This window comes from Neobacillus sp. NRS-1170 (genome assembly GCF_050468025.1).
On the sequence record NZ_JBITPF010000027.1, the window covers coordinates 1 to 17,562 of the forward strand.

At 38.0% G+C, this 17,562-nt stretch carries 23 protein-coding genes, 1 tRNA gene and 1 pseudogene; 10 read left to right on the forward strand and 15 right to left on the reverse strand.

Annotated elements, in window-relative coordinates; all coding sequences use genetic code 11:
• Positions 1-416: 416 nt before the first annotated feature.
• Positions 417-489 (reverse strand) — tRNA-Val (locus tag ACIFOT_RS12445).
• A 165-nt stretch (positions 490-654) separates the two neighbouring features.
• Between ACIFOT_RS12445 and ACIFOT_RS12450 the strand changes: the two genes are divergently transcribed.
• From ACIFOT_RS12450 to ACIFOT_RS12470, 5 genes are all read left to right on the forward strand, one after another.
• Entirely contained in the window at positions 655-879 is a 225-nt protein-coding gene (locus tag ACIFOT_RS12450) for a hypothetical protein (RefSeq protein WP_430064883.1), read from the forward strand.
• Between the two features lie 112 nt (positions 880-991).
• Positions 992-1,714: an alpha/beta hydrolase gene (locus tag ACIFOT_RS12455; protein WP_430064885.1), complete on the forward strand. Its 723-nt coding sequence runs from the start codon at positions 992-994 to the stop codon at positions 1,712-1,714.
• Between the two features lie 140 nt (positions 1,715-1,854).
• Positions 1,855-2,367, forward strand: a complete 513-nt coding sequence (locus tag ACIFOT_RS12460; RefSeq protein ID WP_430064887.1) for a YjcG family protein — start codon at positions 1,855-1,857, stop codon at positions 2,365-2,367.
• Between the two features lie 5 nt (positions 2,368-2,372).
• Positions 2,373-2,795: a GNAT family N-acetyltransferase gene (locus ACIFOT_RS12465; protein ID WP_430064889.1), complete on the forward strand. Its 423-nt coding sequence runs from the start codon at positions 2,373-2,375 to the stop codon at positions 2,793-2,795.
• A gap of 138 nt (positions 2,796-2,933) precedes the next feature.
• The gene (locus tag ACIFOT_RS12470) at positions 2,934-5,225 is read left to right on the forward strand and encodes an ATP-dependent helicase (protein ID WP_430064891.1); all 2,292 of its coding nucleotides are present in this window, start codon (positions 2,934-2,936) and stop codon (positions 5,223-5,225) included.
• A gap of 30 nt (positions 5,226-5,255) precedes the next feature.
• Here the strand turns inward: ACIFOT_RS12470 and ACIFOT_RS12475 are convergent, their stop codons facing one another.
• The 7 genes from ACIFOT_RS12475 to ACIFOT_RS12505 all read right to left on the reverse strand — a co-directional run bounded on the left by ACIFOT_RS12475 (position 5,256) and on the right by ACIFOT_RS12505 (position 8,931).
• A complete protein-coding gene (locus ACIFOT_RS12475) occupies positions 5,256-5,510 on the reverse strand; it encodes a stage VI sporulation protein F (RefSeq protein ID WP_430064893.1) in 255 nt (84 codons plus the stop codon).
• Positions 5,511-5,642: 132 nt separating this feature from the next.
• A complete protein-coding gene (locus ACIFOT_RS12480) occupies positions 5,643-5,756 on the reverse strand; it encodes a YjcZ family sporulation protein (protein WP_430064895.1) in 114 nt (37 codons plus the stop codon).
• Between the two features lie 107 nt (positions 5,757-5,863).
• Positions 5,864-6,220 carry a stage V sporulation protein AE gene (gene spoVAE / locus ACIFOT_RS12485; RefSeq protein WP_430064897.1) on the reverse strand — a complete coding sequence of 119 codons (357 nt, stop codon included), beginning with the start codon at positions 6,218-6,220 and terminating at the stop codon, positions 5,864-5,866.
• Between the two features lie 13 nt (positions 6,221-6,233).
• Positions 6,234-7,250 carry a stage V sporulation protein AD gene (gene spoVAD, locus ACIFOT_RS12490; protein WP_430064899.1) on the reverse strand — a complete coding sequence of 339 codons (1,017 nt, stop codon included), beginning with the start codon at positions 7,248-7,250 and terminating at the stop codon, positions 6,234-6,236.
• Complete coding sequence (gene spoVAC / locus ACIFOT_RS12495; protein ID WP_430064901.1) at positions 7,251-7,727, reverse strand: stage V sporulation protein AC; 477 nt, start codon at positions 7,725-7,727, stop codon at positions 7,251-7,253.
• Between the two features lie 16 nt (positions 7,728-7,743).
• Positions 7,744-8,211: a YhcN/YlaJ family sporulation lipoprotein gene (locus ACIFOT_RS12500; RefSeq protein WP_430064903.1), complete on the reverse strand. Its 468-nt coding sequence runs from the start codon at positions 8,209-8,211 to the stop codon at positions 7,744-7,746.
• 363 nt (positions 8,212-8,574) lie between these two features.
• The gene (locus tag ACIFOT_RS12505; protein WP_430064905.1) at positions 8,575-8,931 is read right to left on the reverse strand and encodes a DUF1360 domain-containing protein; all 357 of its coding nucleotides are present in this window, start codon (positions 8,929-8,931) and stop codon (positions 8,575-8,577) included.
• A 126-nt stretch (positions 8,932-9,057) separates the two neighbouring features.
• Between ACIFOT_RS12505 and ACIFOT_RS12510 the strand changes: the two genes are divergently transcribed.
• On the forward strand, positions 9,058-9,570 hold the full coding sequence (locus ACIFOT_RS12510; protein WP_430064907.1) for a CotY/CotZ family spore coat protein: 513 nt from the start codon (positions 9,058-9,060) through the stop codon (positions 9,568-9,570).
• Positions 9,571-9,621: 51 nt separating this feature from the next.
• Here the strand turns inward: ACIFOT_RS12510 and ACIFOT_RS12515 are convergent, their stop codons facing one another.
• From ACIFOT_RS12515 to ACIFOT_RS12525, 3 genes and pseudogenes are all read right to left on the reverse strand, one after another.
• Positions 9,622-10,143 (reverse strand): CotO family spore coat protein, encoded by a 522-nt coding sequence (locus tag ACIFOT_RS12515; RefSeq protein WP_430064909.1) that lies wholly within the window; start codon positions 10,141-10,143, stop codon positions 9,622-9,624.
• A 117-nt stretch (positions 10,144-10,260) separates the two neighbouring features.
• A complete protein-coding gene (fabI, locus tag ACIFOT_RS12520; RefSeq protein WP_430064911.1) occupies positions 10,261-11,031 on the reverse strand; it encodes an enoyl-ACP reductase FabI in 771 nt (256 codons plus the stop codon).
• A 133-nt stretch (positions 11,032-11,164) separates the two neighbouring features.
• A pseudogene (locus ACIFOT_RS12525) lies at positions 11,165-11,449 on the reverse strand (sodium:proton antiporter); the annotation flags it as partial.
• A gap of 89 nt (positions 11,450-11,538) precedes the next feature.
• Between ACIFOT_RS12525 and prpE the strand changes: the two are divergent.
• Positions 11,539-12,294: a bis(5'-nucleosyl)-tetraphosphatase PrpE gene (prpE, locus tag ACIFOT_RS12530; RefSeq protein WP_430064913.1), complete on the forward strand. Its 756-nt coding sequence runs from the start codon at positions 11,539-11,541 to the stop codon at positions 12,292-12,294.
• 16 nt (positions 12,295-12,310) lie between these two features.
• On the opposite strand, the gene ACIFOT_RS12535 is transcribed toward prpE, so the two are convergent.
• The 4 genes from ACIFOT_RS12535 to ACIFOT_RS12550 are packed head-to-tail and all read right to left on the reverse strand — an operon-like array spanning position 12,311 to position 15,088.
• Positions 12,311-13,216 carry an RluA family pseudouridine synthase gene (locus ACIFOT_RS12535; RefSeq protein ID WP_430064915.1) on the reverse strand — a complete coding sequence of 302 codons (906 nt, stop codon included), beginning with the start codon at positions 13,214-13,216 and terminating at the stop codon, positions 12,311-12,313.
• A 14-nt stretch (positions 13,217-13,230) separates the two neighbouring features.
• Positions 13,231-14,025 carry an NAD kinase gene (locus tag ACIFOT_RS12540; protein WP_223592805.1) on the reverse strand — a complete coding sequence of 265 codons (795 nt, stop codon included), beginning with the start codon at positions 14,023-14,025 and terminating at the stop codon, positions 13,231-13,233.
• A gap of 48 nt (positions 14,026-14,073) precedes the next feature.
• Entirely contained in the window at positions 14,074-14,712 is a 639-nt protein-coding gene (locus ACIFOT_RS12545; RefSeq protein WP_430064917.1) for a GTP pyrophosphokinase, read from the reverse strand.
• 16 nt (positions 14,713-14,728) lie between these two features.
• The gene (locus ACIFOT_RS12550) at positions 14,729-15,088 is read right to left on the reverse strand and encodes a hypothetical protein (RefSeq protein WP_430064919.1); all 360 of its coding nucleotides are present in this window, start codon (positions 15,086-15,088) and stop codon (positions 14,729-14,731) included.
• Between the two features lie 126 nt (positions 15,089-15,214).
• Here ACIFOT_RS12550 and ACIFOT_RS12555 point away from each other — a divergent pair, with 126 nt between their 5' ends.
• The 3 genes from ACIFOT_RS12555 (at position 15,215) to ACIFOT_RS12565 (ending at position 17,203) form a co-directional block, all read left to right on the forward strand.
• A complete protein-coding gene (locus tag ACIFOT_RS12555) occupies positions 15,215-15,796 on the forward strand; it encodes a CYTH domain-containing protein (RefSeq protein WP_430064921.1) in 582 nt (193 codons plus the stop codon).
• Between the two features lie 137 nt (positions 15,797-15,933).
• Positions 15,934-16,344, forward strand: coding sequence for a globin (locus ACIFOT_RS12560; protein WP_430064923.1), 411 nt, complete (start codon positions 15,934-15,936; stop codon positions 16,342-16,344).
• Positions 16,331-17,203, forward strand: a complete 873-nt coding sequence (locus ACIFOT_RS12565) for a ClpXP adapter SpxH family protein (protein WP_430064925.1) — start codon at positions 16,331-16,333, stop codon at positions 17,201-17,203. Before ACIFOT_RS12560 ends, ACIFOT_RS12565 begins: the two co-directional genes overlap by 14 nt.
• Positions 17,204-17,562 lie beyond the last annotated feature (359 nt).

The window sequence follows — 17,562 nt, forward strand, 5'->3', positions numbered from 1 at the left end:
TGGAAATTATTGGAGTGAAAACTACCTCCTTTATTTAAGTACGCCTTCATGTAGCCATAATCCTAACAACTCATTTCATCAGTCCCTAATTTTATTACAAGTGCTTTGAAATCCTGCGAATAAGTGAGTATTTGAGAGATAATCGTATCTAACTGAGGGAGCACAACAAGCAAAAAGGCCGCCGCAGCGGTTAAACAAGAAAGTAGTGTTATACAATCTAATAGAATGATCTGACTACCAAGCAGCGATTCCAGAAGCACGATCCCCCCATCCCGATGCTAGTTTTTTATTTCTGATTTAGACTTTTTAAATTTGCCACTAAATTGCCATCAATACATCTGTACTACTTCGAACTAAATTTCCTGTTATATAGAAAAAACCTTGATAACACAACGGTTACCAAGGCACTGTATCGATGACCTGTGAGGGGTTCGAACCCCCGACCTCAACCCTGTCAAGGTTGCGCTCTCCCAGCTGAGCTAACAGATCGATTATTAAGTACAAATTTAATTATATAAAAAATTTATAGAATGTCAATAACTTTTTTGGAAAACATTAATCAAACAAACCAGAACATAAGTTCCTTTAATTATTGAATAAAGAACTAATGTTCGGTTATAATAATATTACTAATGAATGAAAGGAGTGATTTACATGGATGGACTTTTTATTCGTTCAATTGAAGAAAATATTCCTTTAGAGATGATTTATCTCGCTGAAAATCATGAATTGTCACAGCGCTCATTAATCGTTAAGGAAATTTCCGACGAATATATTCGTGCCTATTGCCTTCTTAGGAAACAAATCCGCACCTTTAAACGTGAAAATATCTTATCCATCATGCCTGAATCCCGCTCTAAAAAAAGCTACCTTCACTAACTACTGCAAGTAATTCCCTCAGGTCCTAGTCCCCATACACCTAAAAGCATTTCCATTAAAGATATGATAAAATGCAGTTGTATTCTATCGATTTATTGGGGGTTTTTGACACATGAAGTTTCCAAATGGCACGATTAAAGAACTTACCTTTCATAGCAAAGAGCTTGGAGAAGAAATGCAGCTGCTTATTTATCTGCCTGCAAACTTTTCACCACTATATAAATACTCGCTGCTAATCGCCCAGGATGGCCGGGATTATTTTCAACTTGGCAGAATCGGACGCTTAGCAGACGAGTATCTTTTTGAAAGGGAAATTGAAAATTTAATAATTGTTGGGGTACCCTATAAAAATGTGGAAGACCGCCGCAAAAAATACCACCCCGAGGGTGTACAATCTCAGGCCTACATCCGCTTCCTTGCCCATGAATTAGTTCCTTTTTTAGACCAGGAATTCCCTACTTATCATATGGGCTCAACTAGAGCATTGATTGGAGATTCTCTGGGTGCGACTGTATCGTTAATGACAGCGCTTCAATATCCGCATACATTTGGAAAAGTGCTTTTGCAGTCACCATATGTAGACCAACAAGTGATGGAATTAGTCGCTGACTTCTCTGAACCGCAGCTATTAGACATTTACCATATCATTGGAAAGCAAGAGACTAAAGTGCAAATGACGAACGGCAAACTAGGTGATTTCCTAACACCTAATAGACAGCTTTCCAAGTTGCTAAAAGAGAGACCATTTACATATTTTTATGAGGAATTTAACGGAAATCACACGTGGACATATTGGCAGCCAGATCTAAGACGGGCACTTAAAATGTTATTTTAGACTTACGTCTAACGAACCAAAATCTTATCGATTCATTTTTAATTATTTAATAAATTTAGAAAATTTGATATAATGTTAGGAAGGCTAAATAAAGCATTTATTTTTCTATAAAAATAATTTCTTAATATGGAGGTATACTTATGAAATTTGGAGTTGTTATTTTTCCATCCAAAAAGCTTCAGGATTTAGCTAATTCCTATCGAAAACGCTATGACCCGCACTATGCACTAATTACTCCACATCTTACATTAAAAAATTCTTTTGATGCGCCGGAAGAAGAGGCAAAGGAATTTGCTGAAAAGTTACGACAAATTGCCAGAAATACAAATGCTTTTCCATTAAAAACATCCAAAATCAGTTCATTTCAGCCTGTTAATAATGTAATTTATTTTAAAGTAGATCCTACGGAAGAGTTAACTGCTCTTCATGCCGAAATCAATCAAGAATTTAGCGAGCAAAACTTAGAATACGCCTTTGTCCCGCATATTACAATTGGTCAAAAGCTATCCAATGATGAGCATTCCGATGTATATGGTTCACTCCGTATGACTAAATTAAATCACGAAGAAACAGTTGACCGTTTCCATCTTCTATATCAATTAGAAAATGGTTCTTGGACCGTTTATGAAACATTTCGACTCGGTAAGGAATAATTGCAGTGACAGTTAAGGTTGTTCAAAATCAAAAAGAACTAGGAGATGCTTATTCCGTCAGAAAAATCGTTTTTGTGGAGGAGCAAAATGTCCCTCTAGAAGAGGAAATTGACCAATACGAAGATGAAGCCACCCATTTTGTCATGTACCTGGATGATGCTCCCATTGGGGCGGGCAGGTTTCGGATTGTGGATGGGTTTGGAAAAGTTGAACGGATTTGTGTAACGAAAGAAGCCAGAAAAACGGGTGCTGGAAAAGCGATTATGAAGAAAATCGAGGACCATGCCAGTGAAAAGGGGCTTCACAAATTAAAGCTAAATGCTCAAACACACGCCATTCCCTTCTATGCAGGGCTAGGCTACGAAGTTGTCTCAGAGGAATTTTTGGACGCAGGAATTCCTCACAAAACGATGGTAAAAGAAATATAAAGTTAGATGCACTTGCTGAAAAAACAGCAGGTGCTTTTTTTGGTTAATTCAACCTATCCCGATGAAATACTTTTAGATAAGGTATGGTTTTGATATGATAGAACATGTGTTATTTTTCGAAATTGAGGGTTAATAAATATGAAAACTGTAATTTATCAAGAACAAAATATTAATCTTAATTATTTAAAACGTGATGAGTACCAAAAATTTTTTATAGCTGGAAAAAACGGAGAATTACGATGCCCAGTATGCACTGAAAAGATGAGGATGTTCCTAGGCATTAAAGAGTCTCCTCATTTTTTTCATGCACTTTCACCTGAGAAACGATGCACTGAACCAAGTCAACCAAAAATAAATGATAACTTTATCGAGCGAAACGGATTTATGATACCTCAAGGCAGAACCATTACCGAAGCCTCCACTTCCCAAGAATTATTCAAACCAGCTAAAACGATTGAATATGAAGTCCCTTTTAACAAGAAATTGGACGGATTACACCAAGCTGTCTCGCCCTATTTGCTTCTCCTAGCAGAAAATGGGGTAGTCCTAGATAAAAGTCAAACTGCAGCTGTTTTAGAAACAGATGGCTCTTTATTAGTACTTGCGGGTGCTGGAAGTGGAAAAACGCGCGTGCTTACCGCCCGGACGGCCTTTATGCTTGAAGTGAAGCAAATTAATCCACGGACCATCATGCTCGTTACCTTTACATCCAAAGCAGCTTCTGAAATGAAAAACCGTTTGCTATCCTATCCGCAAATGAAGCGGGAAAAAATCAATCAGCTTGTCTCTGGAACCTTTCATAGTATTTTTTATCGTATCCTCATGTTTCATGATGCGGCTAATTGGTCATCAAACAATCTGCTGAAGAAGGAATGGCAGCGGGAAAAAATCTTAAAGGATGCCGGAAAAGAGCTGGGTCTATCAGAGAAAGAATTTGCTTATGATTTAGCCCTGCAACAAATTGGGTTTTGGAAAAACTCGCTGCTGATGCCCAATGAAATAAGGCCCGCATCAGAATGGGAAGAAAGTGCAGCATTATTATATAAAAGATATGAAGAATTTAAGCAAAGAGAAGGACTGTTTGATTTTGACGACATGCTGTTGGGCTGCTATCAGCTCCTAAAAACTTCCCCTTCCCTTCTTGAACAGTACCAAGAACGATTCCATTATTTTCTAATCGATGAGTTTCAGGATATTAATAAAGTTCAATATGAACTGATTAAATTATTATCAGGAAAGCATAAAAATGTTTGTGCTGTTGGTGACGATGATCAAGCCATTTATTCCTTTAGAGGCAGTGATCCAAGCTACCTGTTGGACTTTGAAAAGGATTTCCCCTTAGCAAAGCTAGTCACACTTGATCAAAACTATCGTTCCACCCATGAAATTGTTGCTTCTGCTAATCAAATTATCGCTGTTAATAAAATCAGAAGAACGAAAAAAATGGAGGCGCAGTTTTCTGCAGGGACCCTTCCGAAGTTGTTTTTTCCTTATGATGAAGAGGAAGAAGCAACAATGATTGTTACCGACATTCAAGATAAGATCACAAATGGTGCAAATCCTTCTGATTTTGCTATTCTTTACCGAACCAATGCCGGCTCAAGAGCGATATTTGAACGTTTAGCAGGCTCAAATCTTCCTTTTAAAATTGACCTTGATGCTGAAGCCTTTTACGATCGATACATTGTCAGGAGCGCCCTTTCTTTCTTTAAGGTAAGTTTAAATGAGGATGATCCTCAGGCACTGGCGGATATTTTACCGCTATTATTTTTAAAACAGACGGTTATGAAGGATATTAAAGCAATCAGCATATTGCAAGATTGTAGTTTTCTAGAGGCAATATCGCACCTTCAAACAGCCCATGCGTTTCAAGCAAAAAAATTAAAGCTGGCTGTTAGTATCATTAGAGGATTAAAGCATTTGAACCCTCAGGCAGCAATTGGAAAAATTGAAAAGGATATTGGCTTTCTTGATTTTCTCAAAAAACGCGGCAATGAAGCGAGCATGCTGGAAAAAGGATCTGATGACCTTAAAGATTTAAAGGTTGCGGCTAAAATCTTCGACTCGATTGAGGCATTGTTGGCACATGCCGAGCATATGTCCGCAATGAATAAGGAAATTAAGAATTTAAGTAAGCATTTTACTGAAGCCATTACCCTAAGTACCATACACCGGGCTAAAGGGCTTGAATATAAAACTGTTTATATTCTTGATGCCGTCGATGGCAGTCTGCCTCATGACTTTGCCCTCGATGCTTATCGAAATGGCGACTTTACTTCACTAGAAGAAGAGCGGAGATTATTTTACGTTGCCATGACACGTGCCCGAGACCAGCTTTTTATTGCCGTTCCCGAAAATCGACGAGGGAAAAAAGCTAACCGTTCAAGGTTTCTCGTACCACTCACAAAAAAGAAGAAGACCCACTCCTGAGCATATCACATAGGAATGTGGTCTTTCTTTTTATTTTTTATTCATCATTTTTGTAATGGTATTAAAGTCAAGCTGTTTTCCATCTTTAATAATAGATTGAACAATTTGATCTTCAAGATCTTTACTTACCGATTTACCGGCAATTCGAGAAACTTTTTGAATGACACTACGAACAGTATCTGCGTCCTTAAAATTGGCATGCTGTAAGGAGTTCGCTAATTCAAAGATTTCTTTCATATTGACTCCAGTTTTCTTTTCAATGTTTTTAAAGAAACCATTATCCATGGTAAAAATTCACACTCCTTCATAAACTACTTTATTGTATGAAGGCAGGGCGATTTTGTGAATAAAAGGCAAAGAAAGGGCTGGCCATAAATATGGCCAACCCCTTCCACCGCTGTCAAGCTTTCAAAGTGTTTAATAAAAGCTTGCACCTACAATGATTAACAGAATGAATAATACTACGATTAACACAAAAGTTGAACCGTAGCCATATCCACCATAACCGTAGCCGCCACATCCATAGAACATAGATAGTCACCTCACCTTAGTAGTTTCATTAATAACATATGAAAGTACTTTAAAAAATGTATAGGCACCATATCTTAATCCATAAATTGGCTTAAAAAAAGTGTTCATTACCCTTTAGGTTTAAAGATTAGGGCTCCAATAAATCCAAAGATAATTGCGGCAGACACTCCAGAACTTGTTACCTGAAACATACCGGTCAACACCCCAATGATACCGTGTGCCTTGGCATCCTCTAAGGCTCCGTGGACTAAGGCATTCCCAAAACTGGTAATGGGAATGGTTGCTCCAGCCCCTGCAAAGTCAACGAGCGGTTCATATAATCCGAATCCATCCAATACAGCCCCCGCCACAACAAGGAGGCTTAATGTATGCCCTGGAGTCAACTTGGCAACGTCAAAAAGAAGCTGCCCAATGACACATATGAGTCCGCCAATCACAAACGCCCAGAAAAACATTGCGAGCATAAACTCACTCCTTTTATCCATTCATTTCAATAGAAACAGCATGTGCAATACATGGAATGGATTCGTTTTGTTGAAAGCTGAGCGGGGATAACAATGCCCCCGTTGCAACAATTAGGATCCGTCTATATGTACCTTTTTTCAATTGGTTTAGTAAATGTCCATATAAAACCGTTGCAGAACAACCTGCACCACTCCCTCCGGACTGAACTGGCTGATCATCCTTATACATTAATAATCCGCAATCCTGAAATTGTTTTCGTTCCATTTTAAGACCACTTTTATTCAATAACTCAAAAGCAGTGTCGTGTCCAACCCTGCCTAAATCACCGGTTATGATTAAATCATAATGAGATGGATCTAATTGCAAGTCGCGGAAATGTGCCATAATCGTATCGGCCGCAGCCGGAGCCATGGCCCCGCCCATATTAAATGGATCCGTTAACCCCATATCAATAACCTTCCCAATTGTCGCTGAGGTAGTAACCGGGACCGAGCGTCCGGATTCATTAGGCTCAACGAGTGCTACTCCTGCACCGGTTATCGTCCATTGTGCAGTTGGGGGTTTTTGCCCGCCATATTCAGTTGGGTAGCGGAACTGCCTTTCCACAGCGGCATTATGACTGGATGCACCTGTTAAAACCTTTTTTGCCCCTTGGGAGTTGACGACAAAGGATGCTAAGGCTAATCCTTCCATTGAGGTTGAGCAAGCTCCAAAAAGCCCGAAATAGGGTATTTGCATCGTCCTCGCCGCGAAGCTTGTGGGGGTAATTTGATTGATTAAATCACCGGCAAATAAAAATTGAATTTGTTCTTTTTGAAGGTTCGCTTTTTGCAAGGTGATTTGAATCGCTTCTTCAAGCAATAGCCTATGCGCTTTCTCGTAAGACTCTTTACCCATCCACAAATCTTCATATAAGAGATCAAAATCATTCGCCAATTTTCCATTTGCTTCGAACGGGCCGCCCGTTACCCCTGTCGCTGAAATCATTGGCCGGTTTTCAAACACCCATGACTGATGCCCTTTTAACAATTACAAAACCCCCCAAATGACTAGTAACGTTTTAACAAGTGCTACGACAAAGGCGGAAAAGACACCAAAAAGAATTACTGACCCTGCAAGCTTAAACATATTTCCGCCAACTCCGAGAACAAAACCTTCCGTCCGGTGCTCGATGCAGGCAGAAATAACGGCATTGCCAAAACCTGTTACAGGTACTGCACTGCCTGCCCCAGCAAATTGTCCAATCCGGTCATAAATTCCAAAGCCGGTTAACAGCATCGATAAAAAGACCATCGTCGCAACAGTTGGATTCCCTACACTTTGTTCGGTAAAATTAAAGAAATATATGTAAAAATAACTAACAGCTTGGCCAACGACACAAATCAAGCCTCCAACAAAAAATGCTTTTATACAATTCTTTAGGACAGGTCGTTTTATCTCATGTTTTTGCTGAAGCTGTTGATAGTTTTGCTGTTGAGGAGTCATGTTTTTTTGCTTGTTTGCCATCCTGCTTCACCCTTTCTTACTTCAATTCTTCGGTCATTTTGACGATTTCCTTTAATCGTTTTTCCGCATCTCGGTGAGAAAATTTGGAAGATTTCATCCGTTCATCAAGTCTAACGGCTTCAAGAAAAATTTTATAATCACTTGAGACTGTAAAATTTTCCTTTGGATATTTTTCTTCAAGCTTTTTATTAATATTCTTTTCGATTTTTTTCATTTGAAAGCGATGTAAATGTTTGACTTTATAAACTACGAGTGTATCTTTTTTTCCTTTCACGACTGCGACATCATATAATTCCGGCAAAGAACTTACATCTTTTTTGATTTCTGTAACTCCGTCACGTTTATTATTTTTATCTGTTATGACTGGCTTAGGATTGGTCGTTTTTAAAAGTGCCAGTTGACTATCCTTAACTTGCTGATGCTGACTACAGGAAGAGAGTATTACAAAGCAAGCCAATACAATCAATCGAAAAGTAATATGCATATAATTTCCTTCCCTTGATTAAGTTTTATGACATACTGATACCATTTATTTTTTTCGATATTCGCTAAAATTATGACTAGATAAGTTTAATTTTTAAACCGTTAGTATTGTTAAAAAAATAAAAACTGCCAGCCAAAACTAGCAGTTTTCCTATTTACATTGAAGTTTTTTTACCACAGCCGCACCCTTGCGACTTAATAGGTTTTGAAGGTTGGTATCCTTGATTTGTTTCTGAACTCTTTTTCTTTTTGTTTGTGTTGTTTGTGTTATTTGTGTTGCTCATGTAGTCTCTCCTTCCAAATGATTCTTTAAACTACTAATTAGGATATGAACAACACGTTAGACTTGTCTCCACGAACAACATTATTTTTCAATAAAAAATTGAACAATTGTTTCGATAAAAGAAGCTAAACCTGCTATTGCTAGGATAAGAATAATCGGTGCGGAATAGATGGGAAACAGTATATAGGCTGTAACAATAATCGCCGATGCCCATATTCCTGTACACCAAAAGCAGCTTAATAGCTCGCCAAAAAACTTTTTTATCCCCTTTTTCTTAGGAAGATAGTAGACCTCTATTTCACCATCGTCATTTTCTTCTTTTATTTCATCAAAGAATGGCTTCCGAATAAATACCGTTATTTTGTCAAAAACAAGCAGCCTTGTTAGTCTAAAGCAGGATAATGATAAAAGGAATATGTTTAAAAAAGTTATTTTCATTATACATTTGTCCTTTCTATTAATCCGCCTAATTTTTTTAAATAAGGCAATTGTCCGTAACCCAAAAACGTTCTTTAAAATATGTTAGTAATGTAAGATATAACAGGGATTAAGGAGGAAAAATAAATGGGTTGTTGTGGAAGTCATGATCATGATCGTCACAGAAACTGTGTGTGTGAAGTAGTTCGTGCGATAAAAGATATCCAGGATAATGCAGTTGAAGAAGCGGAATGCTCGGAATGTTCCAGTTGTTTTAACGAACCTCTAGGTTCACTAGTTTCGCCAACTAGAAGAGATCCTGTTGATACTCGTGTATTTGTACTGAGCACTGCGGATGGGACTCCATTCCACGCATTCTTTAGCGGCGAAAATAACGCTTGTGTATCAATCTTCTTCCGTGTCGAAGACGTATTTGATAACTGCTGTGCAACACTTCGTGTGTTAGTACCAGGCCGCAGAGAAGGCGGTAACTTTGTACCGGTAAATCTTGTTTCTAGCGGAGACAAATGCTGTGTTGACCTTACAAAAGTTTGTCAAGTTGAACGCTTCCGTGCTAGTAACGACTGTATCACAGTTGATTTAAAATGCTTCTGTGCAGTACAATGTATTGCGGACGTGGACCTAGGAATTTGCAGCTAAATAAATGAGCCAGTCGGTTAAATCGGCTGGCTTTTTAAATTTCTACCTAACCTATCTTTTAATCCCAATCATAATCACATTTTTAATATCTTCGAGAAGTATGGTATTTGAGGATTGATCTGGAGATTGAATGGTTACTCGATTGTCAGCATATTCAGTAAGAAAACCTTGGTATCTGTTATTTGCAGTATAAATAACGCATGGAGCAGGCGGAAGAACCTTTGGGAAGTTTAGTAAATATTCAATTCGCTCCACTTTATTCATTTCTTTAAATGGCTTTACTCTAGACATTGAGGACCGACTTTTCTTTTGATTTGACTGACTTTTCTCTTGATTTGACTGACTTTTCTCTTGATTTGACTTACTTTCCTTTTTAGTCACATCCATTGATATGTCGTCAGGTATTGCCTCTTTTTTTACCCTCTTTTTTGTTTCTACTATATGATTATCTTCCTTTTGCTGCTCCCTTTCATGTCTGTTTGTGTAGATTTCCTGCATATTATGGTTCGATGGAGTCTTGGAGATTGGCTGATTGGTAAAAAGTAACGGTTCTTGACTCCTTTTTTTCGACATGCTCAAAGCACCTCCATTACATATTCCTTCACTTTATATGTATGCGAAATGCCTATACCCGTCACACTGTTTTAAAAAAGAAAAAAGCCTGCTTTAACAGCAGGCCCTTAGTTAAAATTATAAAATATGGAATCCTGAATCAACGTGAATGTTTTCTCCTGTGATACCACGGGATAGTTCACTGAAAAGGAATACAGCTGTGTCTCCAACCTCTTCAGGAGTTGTTGTTCTCCGTAATGGAGCTTTTTCTTCAATTTCTTTTAAAATAGAGTTAAAGTCACTTACTCCTTTAGCTGACAATGTTCGGATTGGACCAGCAGAGATAGAATTAACACGGATATTATCCTTACCAAGGTCTGCAGCTAAATAACGGACACTTGCGTCAAGTGAAGCCTTAGCAACACCCATAACATTATAATTGGAAATAGCACGCTCACCACCCAAGTAGGTAAGTGTCACGATGCTGCCGCCTTCGGTCATTAAACCGCGTGCTTCCTTTGCCACAGCTGTTAAAGAGTACGAGCTGATATTATGAGCGAGCAAAAAGCCTTCTCTGGTTGTATTCATATACTCCCCTTGCAGCTCTTCTTTATTGGCAAATGCAATACAGTGCGCTACTCCATGAATGGTTCCAACCGCTTCTTTAATATCTGCAAAGCACTTGGCAATAGCCTCATCACTTGTTACGTCACACGGAAGGACAATTGTTCCTTCTGCTTCTAAAGAGCCAGCCAATTCACGGACACTGCTTTCAAGTCTCTCGCCTGCGAAAGTAAATACTAAGCGTGCACCCGAATTATGGAGTGAACGTGCAATTCCCCATGCAATACTGCGTTTATTGGCAACACCCATTACTACAAATGTTTTTCCAGCTAATGAAAGATTCATCTTGAAAAATTCCTCCCACAATAAATACGTGTTATTAGTACTTGGTACTAATTCTACACTAATTTAAGAAAAATGAAAAGTACAGTACAAAGAACGGTGAATAATTTAACAGGTTTAACAGGATTCACAAAAAATATAGACCGGATTTTAATTCTCGTGAAACAGGCAGTGTGACTTGATTGGCTCCTAAGAAAGCAATGCTAACCTCTTTCCCCTTAGCCGTTTCAATTGGAAATAGCTTCTTGAAGACCATCGGCGTAAAAATAGACGTAATCACGGCAACTAATATTAATGTTCCACTCATTTGCTTGGTTATGACTTCCATCCGCACTCCAATTGTTGCGGCTGCAATGACGAGCGAGAGTGTCGACGTTAATAGGAACCCTGATGCTTGAAACATGATGTTCCATTTTTTTACCTCCCTTTAAATCACATATACCAAGGATTCTTTTTATAAAAATCGACTTCAGTACAAAAAATAAAGGGGATTGAAGGGGGTTTTTGTCAATGAAAATAGATATAATCGGGGATATCCACGGGTGTTTACCGGAATTCCAAAATCTCACAAGTAACCTAGGTTATAAATGGGATCACGGTATCCCGCTTCATCCGGAAAACAGAGTCCTAGGATTTGTAGGCGATCTTACTGATAGAGGTCCTGCCTCACTTAAGGTGGCCGAGATTGTTTGGGAACTTGTGATTAAATACAAAAAGGCTTATTACACCCCAGGGAATCACTGTAACAAATTATATCGCTTTTTCTTAGGCAACAAGGTCCAGATTAAACACGGACTTGAAACAACGGTTGCAGAATATGAATCATTATATAAAAAAGACCAGGAATCCATTCGTAAAAAATTTATCGAGCTTTATGAAAGGTCACCGCTTTATTTAATGTTAGATAGTCAAAAGCTAGTTATAGCACATGCAGGAATTAAACAGGAATTAATCGGAAAGAAAGACTCAAAGGTCAAAGAATTTGTTCTATACGGTGATATTACAGGTGAAAAACACCCTGATGGTTCACCAGTTAGAAGGGATTGGGCAAAAGAGTATCACGGTAATACATGTATTGTTTATGGGCATACCCCAGTGAATCAGCCAAGAATTCTTAACAATACGTATAATATTGATACCGGCGCGGTTTTTGGTGGACATTTGACAGCATTAAGATATCCTGAAATGGAAATCGTTTCTGTTACTTCTACTATGCCATATGTTCCTGAAAAATTTAAACAATTTGATTTAATAAGTTGTGAATAATGAAAAAGGCTGTCCCTTATAAATGCGGGTCAGCCTTTAAAATATCTTGCATATCGTCAGGAAGAGGTGCAGTAAAATACATAATTTTTTGTGAAAATGGATGAATAAATTTGATTTTTTTACAATGCAGGGCTTGCCTTTCAATTACGGAAGTCTCTCCACCGTATAAATCGTCTCCGAGGAGCGGATGCCCTATATAGGATAAATGAACTCTAATTTGATGGGTCCTACCCGTTTCTAGCTGAAGTTCTATATGGGTAAAGGAACAATTCCTTTCGATTACCTGAAAATGGGTACAGGCATATTGGCCATCGTCACGGACTTCTCTTTCAATGATACTCTCTACTTTGCGACCAATTGGTGCAATGATTGTTCCTTTATCTTTCATAATTGAACCACCAGCAAAAGCTTCGTAAGATCGCTTCACCTTTCCGCTCCGCTGCATTAGACTAAACAAATGATGAACATGCCGATGCTTTGCGATTAAAACAATTCCTGAGGTATCCCGATCGAGGCGGGTAACAATATGGGAAGTCGCTTGAATTCCCTTGTCTTCATAGTAGCCAACAAGACCATTCGCTAAGCTTCCATCAGGATGCTCACGTGATGGAATGGTGTTCATTCCTGCAGGCTTATTGACTACGAGCAGAAAATCATCTTCAAATAATATTTCTAACGGAAGCTCTTCCCCTTTTAGGCCTTCACTTGGGCTCTCAGGCGGAAAAATAATTCTTAAAATATCACCCTCCAACAGCTTGTAACGAACATTCACCTCTTCATCATTTACAAGTATATTCCCACCGTTAAACTTGATATCTGTTAAAGCAGATCTAGATATTTCTTCCATTTTTAAAAATTCTTTGACCAGCATTCCGGCATTGCTGGAATCAATACCCCATTCCAATTGAAATTGTGATCCCATCTTTGGCCCCCTGCTCAATCAGAAATAAACGAATCATGCACTCTTTTCCAAAAAGGAAATGGGCGGAAGCGGGCAAATCTAATTTTTTCATCTGGCACCCTGAATTGAATCGACTTTACATCTTTATGAAGCAAAGTCAAATGGTCGATCGTTATCTGGAAATCAGACCGATTAACAGGCTTTAGCATACAGGTATGATGAGCCGGGAGAATGAGTGGTGACCCTACTGTTCTAAAAACTTTATTATTAATTGAAGCCATTTCTGCAACCTGAAGGGCAGGAATCGATGGATGAATTATGGCCCCGCCTAACGCTTTATTATAAGCTGTACTGCCGGATGGTGTAGATACACACAGGCCATCTCCACGGAAACGTTCAAAATGCTGACCGCGAATCTCGACATCCATCACAAGTGTCCCTTCAACACTTTTTACAGTCGATTCATTTAATGCTAAATATCTTGATTCCTTCCCAGCATGTGAATAGCGAATAATAACCTCAAGGAGCGGGTATTCGACTACTTGAAAAGGGGTTTTAGCAATAGCGATCACAAGCTTTTCAATTTCATCTGGAATCCAATCAGCGTAAAAGCCTAAATGGCCTGTATGAATTCCGACAAAAGCTGTTTTATCTAAACGGCTGCTGTAGCGGTGAAAGGCATAAAGCAACGTACCATCACCGCCGATAGAAATAACGATGTCCGGTTGATCTTCATCGTACTTAAGATCAAAATCAAGCAAATAAGTCCTCATTTTATGCATCAAAATATTTGATTTTTGATCTCCTTTTGAGGTAATCGCAAATTTCATATGAGTATAGCTCCTTGTTCAGAATGATTCTACAGTATGCCCTGGCTATCAGTTTTTTTCTTCTTGTTTCTGCTCTTTTTTCCTAGTAAAGAATGCTTGGGCATCCTGGATTTCACCTCGAATTAATGACATCTCCTCATCCAAACGGAAAGCCGCTTCTGCCGCCCTTTGCAGCCTCATCTTAATATCGCTTGGAAAAACGCCCTTATATTTGTAATTTAGCGAGTGCTCAATCGTTGCCCAAAAATTCATCGCCAATGTTCTTATTTGAATTTCAGCAAGTATTTTCTTTTCCCCATTAATTGTTTGAACAGGGTAGCTTATGACAACATGATAGGAGCGATAACCGCTTGTTTTTTCATGCGAAATATAATCTCTTTCTTCTACAATTTCAAAATCATTGCGGTTTCTTAATAAATCAACAACTCGATGAATATCTTCGACAAACTGACACATGATACGCATCCCCGCGATATCCTGCATCTCATCTTGCAATTTATCCAGTGGAATTCCTTTTTGATTTGCTTTATCTAAAATACTAGCGATTGGTTTAACTCTTCCTGTTACAAATTCAATGGGTGAATGAGACGAATCAAGCTCAAACTGTCCCCTAATTCCTTTTAGTTTTATTTTTAATTCATTAACCGCTTGTTTATATGGTGCTAAAAATTGGTCCCAATGCTTCATGAATCCCACCTCAATGTTAGAAAATACTCTCTACTTTAGTGACCATTTCTTGTCCATAATTACTATTACCCTTAATATTGTTAATAACGTATTCCAATTCATCATTGAAATTTATCAGTTCAACTTCTTTATCGTTCCCTTTTAGCCATACTGGCAGTTTTTTCTCAAAAGAATTTTTTATAAACACCCAGATTTGTTCCGGCATGACGATATATGTATAATCTTCTTGGTCCTCCATTAAATAAATGAAGGAATAATTATCGGAATCCACTAGAATTTGGCCTTCTGGGATTAACCCTTCAATTTGTTGTTCAACTTCTAAAAAAAGTTTGTTGTCTGTTAGGTTTGTGTTTTGAATTGATATACTTCTTTTCATAATATTTTACCTCCGTCTTCCATTCCCCTCTATTTTAGCATAATTCCCCCATTTCACCCAAGGATTGCAGTTGGTGTTGTATTTGAGATAATGAATTAAATATGAAACAGGAAGGATTGACCTAAGGTGTCGCAAAATATTGAAATCGAATTTAAAAACATGCTGACAAAAGCAGAATATGAAAATTTGCTTAAAGAATTTAACTTAGATAATCAGCAAATTATCACCCAAGAAAACCATTATTTTGATACTCCAAGCTTTTCCTTAAAGGAAGCAGCCTCGGCATTACGCATCCGAAAAAAAAAGAATACTTACGAAATGACACTCAAGCAGCCTGCTGAAGTTGGTCTTCTAGAAACAAATCAAACTTTAACCGAAGAAGAAGCATATCATGCAATTCATTATGGGAAATTACCTTTTGGAAAAATTAAAGATATTTTAAAAGAAAGTGGTATTCCTATTTCAGAAATAGAATACTTTGGATCTCTGGTAACCAATAGGGCAGAAATAGAATATAAAAACGGATTACTCGTCTTTGATCACAGCATTTATTTACAGCATGAAGATTATGAATTAGAATTCGAAGCGGAAAATTACGCGGATGGAAAGCAGATTTTTCAAGAACTCCTTCATTATTACCGTGTTCCTGAACGAAAAACAGAAAACAAAATTCGGCGTTTTTATAGGCAAAAATATGCAAATCAATAAGTAAAAAACATCCTGCTTGTATACATTAAATAACATGTGTACCTCAATAAATTAGCATTTTCAAGGCTATTTATTTGAGATATGAAAAAGGCATTGCTACAATAAAACATACCAAAGTACTAAAAGGAGTTGTCAACATGATTGAGAAAAAGCTTACACCATTTGAAGCCATTGGGGAAGAAACTCTACATCGGCTTGTGGATACTTTTTATGGCCTTGTTGCACAACATCCTGATCTTGCACCGATATTCCCAAATGAATTTACAGAAATTGCTCGTAAACAAAAGCAATTCTTAACACAATATTTAGGCGGGCCAGCACTTTATACTGATGAACATGGGCATCCTATGATGCGGGCACGCCATTTGCCATTTCCGGTTACACCAACTCGTGCAATAGCATGGCTTTCATGTATGACTCAGGCAATGGATATAATCGGATTTCAGGGACCACTTAGGGATGAATTTTACTCTCGTCTATATCTAACGGCCCAACATATGATAAATACCCCTGATAATAAAGAAAATATTGGTGATGCTCGTGAATAGTTCTTGGCCATCAAGCCCTAAGCAGAATTGCCCTGATAAAAAGCCAATTGAAATTTATATGTTTATTGATCCATTATGTCCTGAATGTTGGGCGCTTGAGCCGATTTTAAAAAAATTGCATATTGAATATGGTCGTTATTTTTCAATTAAACACGTTCTAAGTGGAAGACTGGCTAATTTAAATTTAAGCAGAAAAAAAAGCTATGAAAGTATGGCTGATTTATGGGAGAAAACTGCAAGCAGATCGGGAATGTCATGTGACGGAAGCCTTTGGTTTGAAAATCCGGTCGATGCTCCTTATAATGTTTCCATTGCCTTAAAATCTGCAGAACTTCAAGGGAGACGAGCTGGAATCCGTTTTTTACGAAAAGTTCAGGAGGTATTATTTTTAGAAAAGCGGAATATTTCAGATCTAAAGGTGCTTAAGGAATGTGCAGAAAGTGCCGGCCTTGACGTGGAGGAATTTACCAATGATATGCATTCAGAGAGTGCTGCTAAAGCCTTTCAATGTGATTTAAAGATTACTTCAGAAATGGATGTACATGAAATTCCGACTCTAGTATTTTTTAATGAGAATGTTGAGGATGAGGGGATAAAGATTACTGGAACGTATCCCTATGAGGTATATGTTCACATTCTAGAAGAAATGCTATCCGAAAAACCGATTCAATCTTCCCCACCTCCGTTAGAAACATTTTTGAAGTTTTTTAAATTTGTTGCATCAAAGGAAATTGCCGTTGTGTACAATATGTCAATTTCTCAAATTGAAAAAGAAATGAAAAAGCTTCTTTTAAAACAGATTGTGGAACAAATTCCCGCAAAATATGGAACCTTTTGGAGATATATTGAGGAAAATTAAGCTTGTCACTATTCTGCTTTGATAAAATGAAAATGCCTTGCAGTTTTATACTGCAAGGCATTTTTCTATTAATACGAACAAAGGGGATGGGAGAAATTTTTCACGGTCAAACAAAGGGGTATATGTTTGTAGTGATCAACTTCACGTATTAAATATAGCATGTGGTTTAATAGACTTACAATTAGTTTGTGTGTTATTTCACATTATTGTCAAAAAATCATAATTTCAAGAAATGGACAATAGACATAATAGAAAAGCGGAAGCGCCTTGACCAGGGGCGACAAGCATAAGACGAGCAGGCGGAAATGTTGCTTTTTAACCTTTTCGACGGATTGGCTGTAGACAGACCTGCGAGCCTC

Bases quoted from the DNA above. Each gene is read 5' to 3' on its own strand.
- ACIFOT_RS12450 (WP_430064883.1), top strand. From the start codon at position 655: ATGGATGGACTTTTTATTCGTTCAATTGAAGAAAATATTCCTTTAGAG.
- spoVAC (WP_430064901.1), bottom strand. From the start codon at position 7,727: ATGGCAAACAAGCAAAAAAACATGACTCCTCAACAGCAAAACTATCAA.
- prpE (WP_430064913.1), top strand. From the start codon at position 11,539: ATGAAAATAGATATAATCGGGGATATCCACGGGTGTTTACCGGAATTC.
- spoVAE (WP_430064897.1), bottom strand. From the start codon at position 6,220: ATGCTCGCAATGTTTTTCTGGGCGTTTGTGATTGGCGGACTCATATGT.
- ACIFOT_RS12460 (WP_430064887.1), top strand. From the start codon at position 1,855: ATGAAATTTGGAGTTGTTATTTTTCCATCCAAAAAGCTTCAGGATTTA.
- ACIFOT_RS12540 (WP_223592805.1), bottom strand. From the start codon at position 14,025: ATGAAATTTGCGATTACCTCAAAAGGAGATCAAAAATCAAATATTTTG.
- ACIFOT_RS12470 (WP_430064891.1), top strand. From the start codon at position 2,934: ATGAAAACTGTAATTTATCAAGAACAAAATATTAATCTTAATTATTTA.
- ACIFOT_RS12455 (WP_430064885.1), top strand. From the start codon at position 992: ATGAAGTTTCCAAATGGCACGATTAAAGAACTTACCTTTCATAGCAAA.
- ACIFOT_RS12550 (WP_430064919.1), bottom strand. From the start codon at position 15,088: ATGAAAAGAAGTATATCAATTCAAAACACAAACCTAACAGACAACAAA.
- ACIFOT_RS12515 (WP_430064909.1), bottom strand. From the start codon at position 10,143: ATGTCGAAAAAAAGGAGTCAAGAACCGTTACTTTTTACCAATCAGCCA.
- ACIFOT_RS12475 (WP_430064893.1), bottom strand. From the start codon at position 5,510: ATGGATAATGGTTTCTTTAAAAACATTGAAAAGAAAACTGGAGTCAAT.
- ACIFOT_RS12560 (WP_430064923.1), top strand. From the start codon at position 15,934: ATGATTGAGAAAAAGCTTACACCATTTGAAGCCATTGGGGAAGAAACT.
- ACIFOT_RS12565 (WP_430064925.1), top strand. From the start codon at position 16,331: ATGCTCGTGAATAGTTCTTGGCCATCAAGCCCTAAGCAGAATTGCCCT.
- ACIFOT_RS12505 (WP_430064905.1), bottom strand. From the start codon at position 8,931: ATGAAAATAACTTTTTTAAACATATTCCTTTTATCATTATCCTGCTTT.
- ACIFOT_RS12545 (WP_430064917.1), bottom strand. From the start codon at position 14,712: ATGAAGCATTGGGACCAATTTTTAGCACCATATAAACAAGCGGTTAAT.
- ACIFOT_RS12500 (WP_430064903.1), bottom strand. From the start codon at position 8,211: ATGCATATTACTTTTCGATTGATTGTATTGGCTTGCTTTGTAATACTC.
- fabI (WP_430064911.1), bottom strand. From the start codon at position 11,031: ATGAATCTTTCATTAGCTGGAAAAACATTTGTAGTAATGGGTGTTGCC.
- ACIFOT_RS12480 (WP_430064895.1), bottom strand. From the start codon at position 5,756: ATGTTCTATGGATGTGGCGGCTACGGTTATGGTGGATATGGCTACGGT.
- ACIFOT_RS12510 (WP_430064907.1), top strand. From the start codon at position 9,058: ATGGGTTGTTGTGGAAGTCATGATCATGATCGTCACAGAAACTGTGTG.
- ACIFOT_RS12535 (WP_430064915.1), bottom strand. From the start codon at position 13,216: ATGGGATCACAATTTCAATTGGAATGGGGTATTGATTCCAGCAATGCC.